16 protein-coding genes are annotated in these 17,003 nt (G+C 61.8%); 7 read left to right on the top strand and 9 right to left on the bottom strand.

The genetic code is table 11. From position 1 onward, the window contains the following. Positions 1-84 precede the first annotated feature (84 nt). The 4 genes from FFI94_RS00525 to FFI94_RS00510 are packed head-to-tail and all read right to left on the bottom strand — an operon-like array spanning position 85 to position 3,609. Positions 85-909, bottom strand: a complete 825-nt coding sequence (locus tag FFI94_RS00525; protein ID WP_138871275.1) for an ABC transporter ATP-binding protein — start codon at positions 907-909, stop codon at positions 85-87. Then, a complete protein-coding gene (locus FFI94_RS00520) occupies positions 906-1,943 on the bottom strand; it encodes an ABC transporter substrate-binding protein (RefSeq protein WP_260683760.1) in 1,038 nt (345 codons plus the stop codon). Before FFI94_RS00520 ends, FFI94_RS00525 begins: the two co-directional genes overlap by 4 nt. 29 nt (positions 1,944-1,972) lie before the next feature. Beyond that, entirely contained in the window at positions 1,973-2,875 is a 903-nt protein-coding gene (locus FFI94_RS00515) for an ABC transporter permease (protein ID WP_138871273.1), read from the bottom strand. Continuing rightward, entirely contained in the window at positions 2,872-3,609 is a 738-nt protein-coding gene (locus FFI94_RS00510; protein WP_138871272.1) for an SDR family NAD(P)-dependent oxidoreductase, read from the bottom strand. Before FFI94_RS00510 ends, FFI94_RS00515 begins: the two co-directional genes overlap by 4 nt. A gap of 311 nt (positions 3,610-3,920) precedes the next feature. Between FFI94_RS00510 and FFI94_RS00505 the strand changes: the two genes are divergently transcribed. Together FFI94_RS00505 and FFI94_RS00500 are read left to right on the top strand one after the other, a co-directional pair. Beyond that, positions 3,921-5,273, top strand: a complete 1,353-nt coding sequence (locus tag FFI94_RS00505; RefSeq protein ID WP_138871271.1) for an aspartate aminotransferase family protein — start codon at positions 3,921-3,923, stop codon at positions 5,271-5,273. Next, entirely contained in the window at positions 5,270-6,529 is a 1,260-nt protein-coding gene (locus tag FFI94_RS00500; RefSeq protein WP_138871270.1) for a Glu/Leu/Phe/Val dehydrogenase, read from the top strand. The genes FFI94_RS00505 and FFI94_RS00500 overlap by 4 nt, the downstream gene beginning before the upstream one ends. A 31-nt stretch (positions 6,530-6,560) precedes the next feature. On the opposite strand, the gene FFI94_RS00495 is transcribed toward FFI94_RS00500, so the two are convergent. After that, a complete protein-coding gene (locus FFI94_RS00495; RefSeq protein ID WP_138871269.1) occupies positions 6,561-8,060 on the bottom strand; it encodes a PLP-dependent aminotransferase family protein in 1,500 nt (499 codons plus the stop codon). Positions 8,061-8,143: 83 nt separating this feature from the next. Here FFI94_RS00495 and FFI94_RS00490 point away from each other — a divergent pair, with 83 nt between their 5' ends. Both FFI94_RS00490 and FFI94_RS00485 read left to right on the top strand, forming a co-directional pair. Then, a complete protein-coding gene (locus FFI94_RS00490) occupies positions 8,144-8,863 on the top strand; it encodes a TSUP family transporter (RefSeq protein WP_185993098.1) in 720 nt (239 codons plus the stop codon). Positions 8,864-8,983: 120 nt separating this feature from the next. Then, complete coding sequence (locus tag FFI94_RS00485) at positions 8,984-10,435, top strand: histidine-type phosphatase (protein WP_138871267.1); 1,452 nt, start codon at positions 8,984-8,986, stop codon at positions 10,433-10,435. Here FFI94_RS00485 and FFI94_RS00480 read toward each other — a convergent pair. Together FFI94_RS00480 and FFI94_RS00475 are read right to left on the bottom strand one after the other, a co-directional pair. Then, complete coding sequence (locus FFI94_RS00480; protein ID WP_138871266.1) at positions 10,381-10,764, bottom strand: helix-turn-helix domain-containing protein; 384 nt, start codon at positions 10,762-10,764, stop codon at positions 10,381-10,383. The genes FFI94_RS00485 and FFI94_RS00480 overlap by 55 nt on opposite strands. A 126-nt stretch (positions 10,765-10,890) precedes the next feature. After that, positions 10,891-11,349, bottom strand: a complete 459-nt coding sequence (locus tag FFI94_RS00475) for a hypothetical protein (protein WP_138871265.1) — start codon at positions 11,347-11,349, stop codon at positions 10,891-10,893. 153 nt (positions 11,350-11,502) lie between these two features. On the opposite strand from FFI94_RS00475, the gene FFI94_RS00470 reads away from it, so the two are divergent. After that, positions 11,503-12,399: an oxygenase MpaB family protein gene (locus FFI94_RS00470; protein WP_138871264.1), complete on the top strand. Its 897-nt coding sequence runs from the start codon at positions 11,503-11,505 to the stop codon at positions 12,397-12,399. A 25-nt stretch (positions 12,400-12,424) separates the two neighbouring features. Here FFI94_RS00470 and FFI94_RS00465 read toward each other — a convergent pair whose 3' ends face one another. Then, entirely contained in the window at positions 12,425-12,721 is a 297-nt protein-coding gene (locus FFI94_RS00465) for a putative quinol monooxygenase (RefSeq protein WP_138871263.1), read from the bottom strand. 116 nt (positions 12,722-12,837) lie between these two features. Between FFI94_RS00465 and rraA the strand changes: the two genes are divergently transcribed. Further along, entirely contained in the window at positions 12,838-13,314 is a 477-nt protein-coding gene (gene rraA / locus FFI94_RS00460) for a ribonuclease E activity regulator RraA (RefSeq protein ID WP_138871262.1), read from the top strand. A 15-nt stretch (positions 13,315-13,329) separates the two neighbouring features. Here the strand turns inward: rraA and FFI94_RS00455 are convergent, their stop codons facing one another. Then, positions 13,330-13,557, bottom strand: coding sequence for an RNA-binding S4 domain-containing protein (locus tag FFI94_RS00455; RefSeq protein ID WP_033235435.1), 228 nt, complete (start codon positions 13,555-13,557; stop codon positions 13,330-13,332). Positions 13,558-13,644: 87 nt separating this feature from the next. Here FFI94_RS00455 and lysX point away from each other — a divergent pair, with 87 nt between their 5' ends. Then, positions 13,645-17,001, top strand: coding sequence for a bifunctional lysylphosphatidylglycerol synthetase/lysine--tRNA ligase LysX (gene lysX, locus FFI94_RS00450; RefSeq protein WP_138871261.1), 3,357 nt, complete (start codon positions 13,645-13,647; stop codon positions 16,999-17,001). The last annotated feature ends 2 nt before the right edge of the window (positions 17,002-17,003 follow it).

Here is a 17,003-nt window from a genome sequence, read left to right as displayed (position 1 = left end):
CAAACACTTCTTGCGGTCGAGCTTCACGAAAACTCCTCCATGTGATTGAAAGTCAGTTCGGTTGAAGGTCAGTTCGGTTGAAAGTCAGTGCAACGCAACCGTTGCGCCGATCAAGCCTTGCGCCTCGTAGATCTTGGCTGCGACTTCGTCACGCATGGCCACGAACTCGGGGGTAGAACGGATGGCGGTGTCGACAGGTTCGCGGTTGTCACTCTTGAACCACACCTTGCGGTCGTAGATGACCCGACCCGGTCGAGCCCCCATCACAATCACTCGGGTTCCGAGGAAGATCGCCTCCTCCACACTGTGAGTGACGAAGAAGACCGTCTTACGACGCTCACGCCACAGGTCGAGCAGCTCGAGCTGCAACTTCTCACGCGTCATGGCATCGAGTGCACCAAAAGGTTCGTCCATCAAGATAATTCGCGGATCTGTGATGAGAACACGGGCAATCTGGCAGCGCTGCTGTTGGCCGCCGGACAGCTCGTAGGGCTTACGGTCACCATACAACTTCAAACCGACCATTTCCAGCATCCGATCGGCTTCGGCGGCACGCTCGGCGCGGGGAACTCCCCGCATCTTCAGCCCGAACTCGACGTTCTTTCGAACCGACAGCCACGGGTACAGATTTGCCTGCTGAAACACGACACCGCGATCCGGGTCCGGCCCCTTGATGTGAGTGTTCCCGACCATGATGGTTCCCTCGGTCGGCACCTGAAAACCGGCAAGCATCTGCAGGAGGGTCGTCTTGCCACAACCGGACGGTCCGACGACGCAGACAAATTCTTCCGGTTCAAAGGTCAAACTGGTGGAGGCAAGTGCAAGTACGGATTCACCGGCGGTGACGTACTCCTTCCGAACTTCGGTGAGTACAACGCGAGTGCTGAGGTCTGTAGCTGCGGTTGTCATGACTGGCCCACCTTCGTCACTGCGTCCGTGTAGATTCCCTCGGCGTACGTACTGCTGGGGCTTACTGCGTCGATGTTTCCCTGCTGAAGAAGGAATTCAGCAGTGCCGAAAAGGCTCTGGGTGAACTCGCCACCGAGGAAAGCCGGTCCGGCCTGCTCGGCTGCCGAGAGGTAGGTGTAGCCCGCCAATTGCGGCTTGATGACGTCGGGGGCAATACCGAGTTGAGCGGACATCGATACTGCGGCACCAGTGGGATCGGCATTGATCCGACCGGCCGCGTAGTCCTGCAATTTGGTCCACATGAGCATGAATTCCGGATTGGCCGAGACGAATTCAGTGGTAGCACCCGAGAGATCGAATGTGGGAGCTCCCTGTGTCGCGACATCGGCACTGCTCATGATGATGTGACCGTCGGCCGTCAACTTCGACAGCGTCGGATCCCACACCCATGCCGCGTCGATCTGTCCACCCTGCCACGCTCCGAGCATCGCGTCCGGTTTCAGACTCATGAGGGTGACATCGGCGGCCATGTTCGCCGCACCGAGGGCAGCGAGCAAGCTGTAGTGCGACGTACTGCCGAAGGGTGTCGCGATTTTCTTGCCCCGCAACCCTTCCAATGTGGTGATCGACGGGTCTTTGACAACCAGCGATTCGGCTTCGCCGATCACGTCCTGAATCCAGACGACCTGCATCGGGATGTTCAGCGGTGCCGACAACGCCATTGTCGCCGGACTTGAACCCAAGGTCCCCAGATCCAGACTTCCGGAACCGAAGGCCTGCACTACATCCTGACCGGAACTGAACTTGCTCCACGTGATGTCCGCGTTGGGCATGCACGCTTCGAGCAGTCCCTGATCCTTGACGATCAGATCACCGTTGGGGATGTCCTGATACCCGATACGGGCCGACGTCGTCACCGACTCATCGACTGTGACAGGGCAACTCACCGAACTGTCCATCGAACGGCTCATCTCACCACGACCCGTTTCGACACACGCGGTCAAGGTTGTTCCCAAAGCTGCAGCGGAAACCACTGCGATTACCATACGCCTCGACTGACCGGTCATGCTTTACCCTTCCATGGCGCTACGAGTGTTCCGATTGCCTTGATCGCGGAGTCGAGAACAAGTGCGGCGCAACCGATGACGATGATGCATGCGATTGTGAGTGGTGTGTTGAGCTGCGTGCCGGCCAGATACGCCAACCCGCCGATTCCCGGGATGCCGTTGTTGAGTTCCGCGGCCACCACGGTGGTCCACGCAAATCCGACTGCGATTCGAATACCGTTGATCACTTCCGGCAGCGTCGACGGAAAGACCACATTGGTCAGTACCTGGGTTCTGCTCGCCCCCAGAGCTTTTGCGGCGTTGATCTGATCGATCTTCACCGACGTGACGCCGTTGAGTGTGGCGATCGCGATCGGCGGGAAGGCGGCGAGGAACAGCAGCCAGATCTTGGACGTGTCACCGATTCCGAACCAGACGATCAGCAGGCCGATGTATCCGAGCGGCGGCAACGCACGCAGGAAGTTCAGGTACGGCTCCACGAAGGTTCTGATCGGAACCGACATTCCCATCGCAAAACCGATCAGCGGGCCCACGATAACGGCCGCGCCGACGCCGGCCGCTATGCGCTGACCGCTGGCGATCAGGTGTTCCCAGAGAAAGTAGTTCTGTTCGCCGAGTACCTCGCGGTCGACGCCGGGCGCCACCTGATGCCAGGTGTTGGCGCGAATGAACGCATCCCACACCAAATCTGGTGAAGGAAGGAATAATTCGTCGATAACACCGGCTGCGGTAATACCCCACCACACCACGAGGAACGCAACCAGGGCCGCAATCCGGACTCCGATGGAGCGCACTCGTTCCGGCGTGAAGATCGGTGTGCGTTTCTTCGCGGCCACCGCGGGTGGAGAAGGGGGTATCGGCGCAGCTTCGGTCGAGCTGGATGAAACTGTGGCGGTCATGCGGTCCTCCTGTGCACTCGCTGAGCTGAGGTTTGGTCGCGAGCCAGTACGAGCATCGAGTCGACGTTGACTCGACTCGGGCGAGTGGCTACCCAGGCGACGCAGTCCGCAATGTCGTCCGCGGTCAACGGATCGGCGCCGGCGTACACCGCGTCGGCTCGATCCTTGTCGCCACCGAAGCGCACCATACTGAACTCCGTCTCCACCATGCCGGGATCGATCTGGCAGACGCGGATGGGTTCACCGAGCAGTTCGAGGCGCAGAACCCGAGTGAGCGCTGTCACAGCGTGTTTCGCGGCGTTGTATCCACCTCCGCCGAGATAGGGCTCGCGTCCGGCAATCGAACCGATGGTGACGACAGTCGCGTTTCCGCTCTCGCGAAGGCGCGGGAGAAGTCGCTGTGTGACGCGCAGAACACCGAGCACGTTGACGTCGAACATCGCAGTCCAGTCGGCTTCGTCGGTGTCGGCGATACTGTCGGCACCCAAAGCGCCGCCCGCATTGTTGACCAGAACGTCACAGCGCTCGATCACCGCGCAGAAGGCGTCGACTGATTCGACGTCCGTCACATCGAGAGGCAGAGCGCGAGCGCCTGTTTCACGGGCCAACTCGTCGAGGCGATCCATTCTGCGTGCACCCATCACCACGTCGAAACCCGCTTTGACGAGGTGGCGCACCGTAGCGGCACCGATGCCACTGCTGGCCCCGGTAACCACGGCAACTGGAGTATTCATGACGGACATAGTTTGTGAACTCCTCGATGAATGATGTTTCGGCCCTGAGAGATCCGCAGACCCACGATCCCGATGGCATGGAACGAACTGCTCACCAGTGTGCTCGCGATCTGGCACCCACTCCAGTGCCACCTGAGTAGTGAATTTCTCGGGCCAGTCGTAACGTAGCCGTCTCGTGTTAACGCGAAGGTTCCATCGTGTAACTGGCCCCAGGAGATGCCCTCGAATCTGGATCTGGCGCAGGACCACAACGGTTCCCCATCATTGAGTGGACTCAAGAAGTTCCAACCCTCGATCAGGAGGTTTCTGCCATGGCAGCTCCCGCAATCAGCACGTCGCAACGCACGTACGAGTTGGATCGCGCACACGTCTTTCACTCGTGGTCGGCACAGAAGTCGTTGCAGCCCATGGTGGTCGAGCGCACAGACGGCTGCTACCTGTGGGACGGCGACGGCAAGGAATACCTCGATTTCTCGTCACAGCTCGTATACACGAACGTAGGTCACCAGCACCCCAAGGTTGTCGCGGCAGTACAGGAGCAGGCTGCAAAGCTCTGCACTATCGCGCCGGCGCACGCAAACGAGGCACGGTCGGAGGCAGCGCGCCTGATCGCCGAAATTTCTCCCGAAGGTATGGATCGGGTGTTCTTCACCAGCGGCGGCGCGGACTCCAACGAGCACGCAATTCGTATGGCGCGCTTGCATACCGGTCGGTACAAGGTCCTCTCGGCCTACCGCTCCTACCACGGCGCCACCGCCGAGACGATCAATCTGTCGGGCGATCACCGTCGTTGGCCGAACGACTACGGCAACTCGGGTGCCGTTCACTTCCACGGCCCGTTTCTGTACCGATCCGAATTTCGTTCCGAGACAGAGGAACAGGAATGTGAGCGAGCTCTCGAACACCTCGAGACCCTGATCCGCTTCGAAGGCCCGGCCGCGTTTGCCGCGATCATCGTCGAATCCGTTCCCGGCACCTCCGGAATCATGCCGCCGCCTCCCGGATACCTGAAGGGTGTCCGCGACATCTGCGATCGATACGGCATCGTCATGATCTGTGACGAAGTCATGTCCGGCTTCGGTCGCACCGGCGCGTGGCTGGCAATCGACCACTACGACGTCGTCCCCGACCTCATCACGTTTGCCAAGGGCGTGAACTCCGGTTACGTGCCCCTCGGCGGAGTCATCGTCGGCGAGAAGATCTACAACTCGTTTGCCGAGCGTCCGTACCCCGGCGGTATGACGTACTCCGGCCACCCGCTCGCCTGCGCCGCCGCCGTCGCAACCATCACCACGATGCACGAGGAACGCATTGTGGAGAATGCCGAGTTCATCGGTCGCACGTCACTCGGACCGGGCCTGGCTGCCCTCGCGGACAAGCACCCGAGCATCGGGGACGTCCGCGGTCTCGGTGTCTTCTGGGCACTCGATCTTGTCACGAACCGGGAGACGCATGAGCCGCTGTCACCGTACGGCGGCACCAACGCCGCTATCGGCCAGACGATGGCCGCCGCCCGCGACGCCGGATTGCTCGTCTTCAACAACTACCACCGCATCCACGTCGTCCCGCCGTGCACTGTGACTGAGGCGCAGGTCGACGCCGCACTTGCCATGCTCGACACAGCGCTCGACGTCGCCGATTCCTATTACGACGGTCCCCGGTGACAGCGTCGGCCGTCCACACGAGTGCGCTCGACGATGCGCGCACTCAACTCGCGGAGGCGGTGACGGCCCTCGGGTATCCGGATGGCCTGCACCGCATCCTCGGGTCCGCCAGACGCGAGACGACCGTCAGCGTTCCCCTGGTCCGCGACAACGGCGACGTAGAAGTGTTCACCGGATACCGTGTGCAACACAGCATCGCGCGCGGGCCGGCGAAGGGTGGGATTCGCTACAGCGCAGACGTAGACCTCGACGAGGTCCGCGCATTGGCGATGTGGATGACCTGGAAGTGCGCGCTCCTCGATATTCCGTACGGCGGGGCAAAAGGTGGAGTGGACGTCGATCCCCTGACTCTCTCCCCTGCCGAACTCGAGCGGCTGACAAGAACCTATACCCAGGGCATCTCACCGGTCATCGGTCCGGACAACGATATTCCCGCTCCCGACATCGGCACCGACGAGCAGACGATGGCCTGGATGATGGATGCCTATTCCGCCACTCGGGGCCGTGGTGTCCCGGGTGTGGTGACGGGCAAGCCTCTTGATCTCGGCGGCTCGCTCGGCCGTCGGACGTCGACGTCGCGCGGTGTAGCGCACATCGCGTTGTTGGCACTGAAAAGAGAAGGCATAGCAACGAACTCGGCCACTGCCGTCGTCCAGGGTTACGGCAAGGTGGGGGCCGATGCCGCCGACTATCTCGCCGACGCCGGAGTCCGGATCGTCTCTGTCAGTGACAGATTCGGCGCGGTACACAACACTGCCGGATTGAACCTGCACCTACTGCGAGCCCACGTCGCGGAACACGGGTCCGTCGCCGCCTTCCCCGGCGGACAGCCGATCGACCCGGACGCCGTTCTCGAACTCGATGTCGACCTCCTGATTCCCGCTGCAGTTGAAGGAGTTATCCACGGCGGCAACGCACATCGCATCAAGGCACGCGTCATCGTGGAAGGTGCAAACGGGCCGACCACCGCCGAGGCCGACGACGTCCTCGGGCTGGCCGGGGTGCTGGTGGTCCCGGACATCCTGGCCAACGCCGGCGGCGTGGTTGTCTCGTACTTCGAATGGGTTCAGGCGCAACAGGGTTACTGGTGGACTCTCGCCGAGGTAGAGCGGGGACTCGATGATCGGATGACTGCGGCTTGGGCTGCGGTGCTGGATCAGGCTGCGACTACCGGCACCACGCTACGACGCGCTGCGATGACCCTGGCGGTCGGTCGCGTCGCCCGGGCCCACCGAGCGCGAGGACTCACTCACTGATTCAGTACTCACTGATTCAGTACTCACCGATTCAGCGTGATTCATCCAGCAGTCGGTGAGCGATTCCGCCGAGCAGTGCGATCCCCGGTTCGATCGAATTCTGGTCTATCGAACCGAAACCCAGTCGCAGGCAGTTCCGGGATCCTGTCCCCGGGAAGAAGTAGCGGGAGCCGTCGGCCACCAGGATTCCCTGCTTGGCTGCTCGTTCTGTGAGTTCGGCAGCATCGAGATCCTCCGGACCGGTGTACCAGACACTGACACCGCCCGGAGGAAACGACGGCGTCTCAACTCGCGGCATGTACTTGTTGATCGACTCGGTGATGATCTCCCAGTTCTGCTTGAGCCGACGGCGATGGGAGCGCAACACCTTGTGATAGTCGCCGGACATGATGAACAGCGCCAGCGACCGCTGAATATGTCCCGGAAGGTGTTTGGTGCGATGGTGCCGTTCCGCTCGAAGTGCCGCAATGACAGGCGGATCCGCCACGATGTACCCGATGCGTAGGCCCGCGGAGAGAAACTTCGAGAAGGAACCGAGGTAGATCACCCGGCGGTTGTCCCCCAAGGACTTGAGGGACGGTGTCGGTCTTCCGCGAAAGCGGAATTCGCTGTCGTAGTCGTCCTCGATCACAAAACCGTTTCTCTCCTCCAACAATTCGAGGAGTAGCTTGCGGCGAGGCAGGCTCAACGTGACGTTGGTGGGGTGGTGATGACTGGGCGTGAGGTACATGGCGTCGAAGACCGTCGAGCTGTCGAACACTGCACCGCGCCCGTCGACGGGTATGGGAGACAGTTCCACTCCGGAGCGCTTGAAAATATGCATCGCGTCGAGGTATCCGGGGTTCTCGAACCCCATGATCTTGTCGGGTCGCAACAGAACGTCGGCAATCAACGACAAACCCTGCTGGGTTCCACTGGTCACCAAGATCTCGTCGGCCGCCGCTTCGATACCGCGCGACGGGAGAATCTCCTTGCGCAGCGCCTCGACCAGTAGCGGGTCGTCCTGATCGACGGCGTCACGCACGCTGTATCGCAGATGCGGGCCCGTCATCGCCTCGCTCGCGGCGCGCAACCAACCGCGGACCGGGAATGACCGCAGTTCGGGCTGAGAACTGATGAACGGGTACGGATAGTCGAAAGCGTCGGGATGCCCAAGAGTGCGGGTGAACTCGACGCTCTCCCGGGGCTGAATCAACGTGGACCAGTCCACCGCCGGGGCGGGAGACGGCGACTGCGGAGAATGTGTTCGAGTGAGCGGAGCTGCGGCGTAAAGACCACTACGAGGACGACTCTCGATCACTCCGAGCGCGATCAGCTCGTCGTAGGCCGCTGCCACCGTGTTTCGGGAAACACCGAGTTCCTGCGCCAGGTAGCGGGTGGACGGCATGGGCCGACCACCGTCGAACACTCCGCGCGCGAGGAGGTCTTCGAGCATCGCCCGAACGCGCCGGTACATCGGCGTATTGGTAGCAGAGTCGAGATACACCGACCTGCCCGCGAGAAACTCGCCAAGATTTTCGTGTGATCGCAACCGGCTCCTCCTGATTCTGGCCCCCTCAATACTCCCACGATCTGGATCTTCCGTCAGTGCCAGATCGCCCAGAGAATGGGAATGTGATCCTTCTCCTGGTTGCCTGCGTACTTGTCGCGTCTTCGGCGATTCAATCGGCAACCGGCTCGGGTTTCGGCTTGATTGCCGGGCCCGCCCTCATTCTGATTGCCCCGTGGCTTGTTCCGGCTCCGCTGCTGATTCTCACCATTCCGATGATGCTGCTCGTGGTGACCCGAGAACGCGGGCACTGCGACACCCGCACAGTCGGAATCGCAACCATCACAATGCTTCCCGGTATCGCCGTCGGCCTGTGGTTCATCCAACGCGTTGATACGGCGTCGGTTCAACTCCTGGTGGCGATTCTCGCGCTGGCCGCGGGAGCCGCGATGCTCGCGGGCAAGTCCGTCACCGGGTCGCGGCGAACACTGGCCGGCGCCGGCGCCGCAGCCGGATTCATGGGCGCGTTGGCGGCAATGCCGGGTCCGCCACTGTCGCTGACCTATCGACCGAACAATGCTGCCGCCCTGCGCTCCACGCTGTCGACGATCTTTCTCGTCATGGCGGCGGCTACGCTTGTCGCGCTCCAGTTCCAGATCGGTATCACCGGAAACGAATTGCTCACCGCAGCGGCGTTGTCGCCACTGTTGGTGTGCGGACACCTGCTCGGCTCGCAGATGGCGCGGCGAATCTCCCTGGCGGTCTTGAGCCGCACAACCACCTACATCATCCTCGCCGCAGCAACGGTCCTGTTTATCAAAAGCGCAGCCGGACTGGCCCTGTGAAACCGACTATTAACCCTCCGGCCACCTGGACGTCTGTCCTATGGCTACTGACAGACGCTTAGCCGATCTAACTTCCTGTTCGTCGTGCCATATCGGCGCGATCAGAAAGGAATCATCACCATGCGAAGCCCCCGCTTCGGTTTGCTGGCAGCCGCAGGCGCTGTCGGACTCATGCTCGTCACGACTGGCACTTCGGCCATTGCCGGCGCATCACCCTTCGGATCACTGGATTTCGGTTCCAGCTCCGGATCTTCCGAAGCTCCGGGCACCCCTGCAGTCGGGGGCTTCACGTCCAAGACGCCGTATTCACCCGGCCAGAGCATCGGCGAACTCCAGGCCGCGCCCGCGGGTTTCACTCCCGTGTACACGGAAAGCGTTGCACGCCACGGTTCCCGCGCGCTCTCGAGCCTGAAATACGATGACCTGAGCCTGCAACTGTGGGAGATCGCCGAGGCTGAGAACGCCCTGACTCCCGCCGGCAAGGAGTTCGGACCCGTACTTCGCGAGCTCATGGCCGCCAATGACGAGTTGGGCTACGGCAACCTGAGTGGTCTCGGCGTCACCGAGCATCGCGAGATGGGTGCGCGTGTGACAGAACGCCTTCCGCAGCTGTTCGACGCAATCGCCGAGCAGGACGGCGCGATCACCCTGACGTCCTCGGGTGTAGACCGCGCAGTGGACAGCGCCGCCAACTTCGCCCAAGGTGTGAGCACCGCCGTCCCGGCCGTCGCCGGAAATATCGGAGCCGTGACGTCCGATCCGGATGTCCTCTACTTCCACGATTCCGATCTGAACGAGGACTACAAGGAATACGAGGATTCCGATCCTCGCCTCGAAGCCGTGGACGAGCAGATCGAGAACCTGCCTCGCACTCGCGACGTGTCGCGTCACATGATGGAAAAGCTGTACTCGAAGAGCTTCGTGGATCGTCTTGTCGCCGGGGAGTTCTCGCTCGTCGACCGGGGCAAGGGCTCGGAGAAGATCGACAATGAGGTCGACGCCGCGTACATGCTCTACAACACGTACATCATCACCCCGGGCATGTCCGAGGAAGGCGACTGGAACTTCGGGCGCTTCATCGACCAGGACGACGCCCAGTGGCTGGCGTACACCAACGACGCAGAGGACTTCTACGCCAAGGGTCCGGGATTTGTCGGCGAGGACGTGACCTACCGGATGGCGTCGGTGCTCCGCGATGAATTCCTGGCGGGCCTGAAAGAGCACTCGAGTGCAGATTCGCTGCCCGGAGCGGACTTTCGATTTGCACACGCCGAAACGATCATCCCCTTTGCTGCGCTACTGAAGCTTCCCGGCAGCACGGTCGCGCAACCCGAGGGCACCCTCTACACGTACGACAACAACCCGTGGCGCGGCGAGCAGGTAAGCCCGATGGGCGCCAACATCCAGTGGGACGTCTTTGCCGGACCGGACAACGCACAACTGGTTCGCATGCTTTACAACGAGCGTGAAACCGCATTTGCCGAGCCATGCACGCCGGTTGCAAGCGGAAGCTACTTCTACACGCCGGCCGAACTCGAGCGCTGCCTGCCGGAAATCTCCCCCGTGGCTTGAGATCCAGGCGCTCGGGATCCAGTCAGAGGATGACGCGGACGCGCCCATGCTTGGTGCAACGCCAGCATGCGCGCTTTCTCGTCGCCTTCCATTAACAATGCATCGCAGATACGCGCCATGACCGGAGCCGAAACACCTACGGATGTGCCTTGTTCCAGCCGTTGATAGTGATTGAAGCTGATGTCGGCGATCTGCGCGACGTCACGCCTGCTGAGGCCGTGCATGCGGCGAGCACCCTCGCAGCGCATGCCGACCATTTCGGGCGCAAGGCTGTGACGTTTCTCGACGAGCATCCGGCTCATCAACTGACGCGCGCTCGACCCGTTCACGTCGCCACCTTTTCCGCATTCCGAAATATGCTTGTACCGAATATATTTCAGAATATGTGGCTACAGGGCCGTGGCGGTATCTCCGAGATGACAGATAATCGCGCGATACCGCCACTGCTGCAAAAGTCAGGCTATGAACCGGCCGATCGTCGGATTGCTCTGGCAGATAGGGCTACTGCCCCAGTTGATGGAACCGAAAGCGGTCGCAACAACGTTGCCGACGCCGGTATTCACAGTCGCCGACAGGTAAGGGTACGTCCCCATCAGATCGACGATTCCGGCCTTGCCGGTGTCGGTATTGACCCACGCGACGGTGACCTGCCCGGCGGCCGGTATCGGTGCGGCCGCAGGGAAGGACTCGAAGCGTATGTCGCCCTTCGCGATCGGCGGATTTGCTTCGGGCCCGGACTGCCCCGTGAGACCGGTCATCGATGCCAGTGACCCCTGGTTGGGGCAACCGATGGTCACGGCAGCACCACCGAACGGATGTGGTGGATCCGCCGACGCGGTGCCCACGTAAGCGAATGACGCAACGATCGGCAATCCGACGACTGCCAGAATTCGGGCGGTGCGGGAGGTACTCATGGAAACTCCTCGGGTCGACAACTCCCTGATCGGATACCCCTGGTACAACACCCGAAACGACCGAACGGTGGCAATTCGACACCTCTAGACAACATGCGTTGTCAGAACTACTCTCGGTGGCACAGCTCACACCGAAGCCATGGGAGTGTTCACATGAAGCGCTACGACCTTCGCGCGCGCACGGATCAACTCGATCCCGAGACCGACTACGAAGAGATGTCTCGCATTCTTGCTGCTCAAGAGTTTCCCTGGGATATCAACCAGGCCCTCAGCTTTGCACTGTTCCGCACCTACGCGGTGCCGTCGATCGGCAAACTACTCTTTTCCACCGGCGAATTCACCGACCGGGTCCAGAAACGCTACGACGACACAAGCCTCATTCTCGACGCAGTCCTCGAGCACGGCCTGGGCAGCAACGAAGGTCGATCGAGCGTTCGCCGCATGAATCAGATGCACGGCTCGTACGACATCTCCAACGACGACATGCGCTACGTGTTGGCCACTTTTGTCGTCACTCCGGTCCGCTGGCTCGAGTCGTACGGTTGGCGCCCGCTGACGCCCAACGAAATAGCCGGATCCACCTTCTATTACCGTGAACTCGGCCGTCACATGAACATCAAGGACATGCCCGCCACCTACGACGGATTCGCAAAACTCTTGGACGAGTATGAGCGCGAACACTTTTCGTTCGATCCCGGAGCCCGGGCTGTCGCCGATTCCACACTCGAACTCATGTGCACGTTCCCGCCCAACAACCTGGCGCCGAAGCCCCTGATCAAGGCATTCGCCTACTCGCTCATGGACGATCACCTACTCGAGGCGTTCGGGTACAAGCGTCCACCCGCGGTGGTGAGGGCGCTCTCCCGGAGCGCCCTCAAGGCACGCGGCCGCCTCTTGCGATTCTTCCCACCGCGCACCACCCGCAAATTCGCCCGCGATCTTCCGAATATCCGCAGCTACCCGGCCGGCTACAAGGTCGATCAACTCGGAACTTTCCCCACCGGATGTCCCGTCAAGCACGCCAAGCCGAGTGAGCAGGCGCAAGCCTGAAGTGGCCGAACGTGATCAAGGAAGATCAGATCGCGGAATCCAACGCGTACTTACCCAGACCCGGTGCCCCGGCGAGAAGCGGTCCCAAATCCTTGATAGCTCCCGGACCCGCTCGCCATTCGCGGTAAGCGGCATCAGCCTCGGGAGACGCCCACTTCTCCACGCACAGCCAGTGCGCTTCGTCCTCGGCATCGATCACGACGTCGACGCCTTCACAACCGTCGAACGCACGGGTTTCAGCCAGGATTCTCCCGACTACCTCGCGAGCGTTATCAAGGCTTTCCTTCTTCAACCGCAAGTCCAGAATCGCAAAAATCGTCACAGAATACTCCTGGTCGCCAACTGCAATGGATCGAATAGTTCGGGGCCAGGCTATCGGAAAGTGATGTGCGCCAAGTCGTAGAAGCCATTTTCTCGTCGGCGACTATTCTGTCGTGCATGACCGAGCCTGTAGCCACTGCTGACCTTGCCGACGAAATCGGACCCGACATCCGTAGCTGCGACACGCAGTTCACGACGTTCGGTGGACGTGAAATTTTTGCCGGCCCCATCACCACCATCAAGTGCTTCCAGGACAACCTGCTGGTGAAGCAGACCCTCAGCGAACCGGGCAACGGCGGCGTCCTCGTCGTCGACGGTGATGCGAGCATCCACACTGCTCTGGTCGGCGACATCATCGCCGGTCGCGGAGTCGACAACGGCTGGGCCGGAGTGATCGTCAACGGCGCCGTCCGTGACTCCGCGATCCTTCGGACCCTCGACATCGGCGTCAAAGCTCTCGGCACCAACCCGCGCAAAAGCACGCAGACCGGTTCCGGCGAGAAGAACGTGCCCGTCGAAATCGGTGGTGTCACCTTCAATCCCGGTGAGATCGTCTACAGCGACCAGGACGGGGTAGTCGTCCGCGAAAGCTAGAAGTGTGGGTCGAGATCAGGCGGGAGCTTCCACCTTGGCGGCCATCCCGCCGATCTCGACCACGTCACCGTCACGGAGCTGACGACCGCGACGGTCCTCCACCTCGCCGTTGACCGACACCATGCCGTCGGCGATGACTTCCTTGGCTTCTGCGCCGGATTCGATGAGGTTGGCGAGCTTGAGGAACTGGCCGAGACGGATCATTTCGTCGCGGATCGGTACTGCGGGAATGTTGGCACTCATGGCAATCATTCTGCTCCTCGCACAAAACCGGACATGAACGGCCACACTGAACAGTGGGACTGATTGACCGGCATGGGAGGAAGCTCGATGGCACCTATCAGCGAGGTAACGGATACAACCGCGGAGTTGGTTGAAACTCCGCCGGAAAATCCCCGGAAGGCACGCCGATTCCAGTCGGGCCGACTGAGCCAGGTCCCGCACATTTCCGGCTTGATCCTCGGAGTTTTCTCCGTCCTCGTTTTCCTGTGGAGTCTTTCGCCGACGCTGCGCCATATCGTCCGGGTCCCACGCGAATACATCGACAACTACTACTTCGATGCACCGGATACGAGCTTGTCGTGGGCGCTCGTCGTCGGATTGCTCGCTGCCGCACTCGCCAGTCGCAAACGCATCGCGTGGTGGCTGTTGACGATCTATCTTGCGCTGATCGCTCTGACCGACATCGCGTCCACGATCACCGACAAGAATCCGAACAACGCCGTCGCCGCGGTGGTGCTGCTGATCATCATCGGAATTCTGATCGCGGCCCGTCCCGAGTTCTACACCCGCGTACGACGCGGCGCGGGGTGGAAAGCTCTCGGCGTCCTGATCGGCGGCATGGCGATCGCTACCCTGCTGGGCTGGGGACTGGTAGCACTCTTCCCCGGCTCGCTCCCGGAAGGGCAGCGATTCCTCTGGGCACTGAACCGTGTGACTGCTGCAGCGGCGGTCGACAACGAAGTCTTCGACGGCCACCCCCACGCCTTCGTGAACACGATCCTCGGTCTCCTCGGCGCAATGGCCCTCCTCGCCGCCGTCATCACCCTCTTCCGCGCCCAACGATCCAACAACGCGCTCACCGGCAACGACGAGTCCGCGATCCGCGGACTCATCCAAGGTTTTGGTGCCGACGATTCCCTCGCCTACTTCGCCACCCGCCGCGACAAGGCCGCGATCTTCGCTCCGAGTGGCAAAGCCGCGGTCACCTACCGCGTCGAGATCGGCGTCTGCCTGGCCAGCGGCGATCCGATCGGCGATCCCGAAGCCTGGCCGCACGCCATCGAAGCCTGGCAGGACCTTGCGTCGAAGTACGGCTGGGCCACCGCCGTCATGGGTGCCAGCGAAACCGGAGCCACCGCCTACAAGCGTGCGGGACTCAACGTCCTGCAACTCGGCGACGAGGCGATCCTGCGTACCCGCGAATTCAATCTCAACGGACGCGACATGCGCCCGGTGCGCCAGGCCGTCACTCGCGTACGACGCGGCAGCGTGACCGTCCGGATGCGACGCCACCGCGACGTGCCCCCGATCGACATGTCCGCCGCCATCGTTCGCGCCGACGACTGGCGCGACACCGAAACCGAGCGCGGCTTCTCCATGGCACTCGGCCGGCTGGGCGATCCGCTCGACGGCGACTGCCTTCTCGTCGAAGCCGTGATGGGCGAAGGAACCGATGACGAATCCGTCGTCGGCATGCTCTCGCTCGTCCCGTGGGGATCGAACGGCGTCTCCCTCGACCTCATGCGGCGTAAGCCGACCGCACCCAACGGTGTTGTGGAGTTGATGGTCTCCGAACTTGCCACGCGCTCCGACGAATTCGGCATCGTCCGAGTCTCGCTCAACTTTGCGGTGTTCCGATCCGTGTTCGAGGAAGGCTCCCGTATCGGCGCCGGACCGATCCTGCGTATCTGGCGATCGGTGTTGGTCTTCTTCTCCCGTTGGTGGCAGCTCGAAGCCCTGTACCGCTCCAACGTGAAGTATCAGCCGGACTGGGCGCCGCGCTTCCTGTGCTTCGAGGACAATCGCGAACTCCCCCGCGTCGGATTTGCGTCGGCGATCGCCGAAGGCTTTGTTGTTCTACCTACCGTCAGTCGCAGATCCAGCAAGGCAACCCAGCACACCGGAATTCACGAAACGCTGCCAGCTGCACTGGTCACCGCCGAAGGTCTGCACGCCGACGGCAGCCTGCCGGACTCCGCACCGGCGGTGGCAGCACCGGGACCACGACGGCCCGAGCAGGTTCGCGTCCGGATGAACAAACTGGCGACGCTCGCCGACGAAGGCATCAGCGCGTATCCCGTCGCCTACCCCCCGACACACACGATTGCCGCGGCAGCACAGTCACCGGAAGGCACCCGGGTACGGATTGCCGGGCGAATCCTCCGGATCCGTGACTACGGCGGTGTTGCATTCGCCGACGTGCGTGACTGGTCCGGCGACATTCAGGTACTGGTGGACCAGGACCACGTCGGGCGCGAGAAGTTGACGGAGTTCGCCGCCGAATTCGATCTCGGCGACCTGATCGAGGTCAGCGGAACCATCGGTCGTAGCCGCAAGGGTGAACTGTCGCTGGTCGCCCTCGAATGGCGCATGAACGGCAAGTGCCTGCATCCGCTGCCCGACAAGTGGAAGGGTCTGTCGGATCCCGAAACTCGTGTCCGCCAGCGATACCTCGACATCGCTCTCAACCCCAAGGCCCGCGACCTGCTCGAAGCCAGAAGTGCCGTCGTCAAGTCGCTGCGTGATTCGCTCGGGAACCGCGGGTTCCTCGAGGTGGAGACGCCGATCCTGCAGCAGGTTCACGGCGGCGCCAACGCTGCACCGTTCCTGACGCACATCAATGCGTACAACCTCGATCTGTACCTACGCATCGCGCCCGAGTTGTACCTGAAGCGGTTGTGCGTCGCCGGTATGGAAAAGGTCTTCGAGATCGGACGCGTATTCCGCAACGAAGGTGTCGACTTCAAACACAACCCCGAATTCACGATCCTCGAGGCGTACGAAGCGCACAGTGATTACGAGGGCATGATGCGGATGTGCCGCGAGCTCATCCAGGCCGCGGCCGTGGCAGCGTTCGGACGCGAGATCATCATGCGGCCAGGACCCGACGGCGAATTGGTCGAGGTCGACATCTCCGGCGAGTGGCCCGTCAAGACGATGCACGGGGCCGTCGCCGAAAAACTTGGCGTCGACGTATCGCCGGAGACAAGCCTGGAAAAGCTGCAAAAATTGTGCGACGACAACGAAATTCCGTATCAGTCCAACTGGGACGCCGGTGCCGTGGCACAGGAAATGTACGAGCACCTGGTCGAGGACTTCACCGAGTTCCCGACGTTCTACACCAACTTTCCCACCTCGATGTCGCCGCTCACCCGCCCGCACCGCAACATTCCCGGCGTCGCCGAGAAATGGGACCTGGTGGCGTGGGGAGTGGAACTCGGAACGGCGTACAGCGAGCTGACCGACCCGGTTGATCAGCGCAATCGTCTTACCGAGCAGTCGATGCTGGCGGCCGGCGGCGACCCAGAGGCCATGGAGTTGGACGAGGAATTCCTCCAAGCTCTCGAACACGCGATGCCACCGACGGGCGGACTCGGAATGGGCGTCGACCGTGTTGTCATGCTGATCACCGGCGGCAGCATCCGCGAAACCTTGGCGTTCCCCCTCGCGAAACCACGCCAGTAATC

Source organism: Rhodococcus sp. KBS0724, assembly GCF_005938745.2.
Lineage (GTDB): Bacteria > Actinomycetota > Actinomycetes > Mycobacteriales > Mycobacteriaceae > Rhodococcus_F.
Note: the sequence above shows the minus strand (reverse complement) of the source record. Positions and strands in the feature narration are given on the sequence as shown.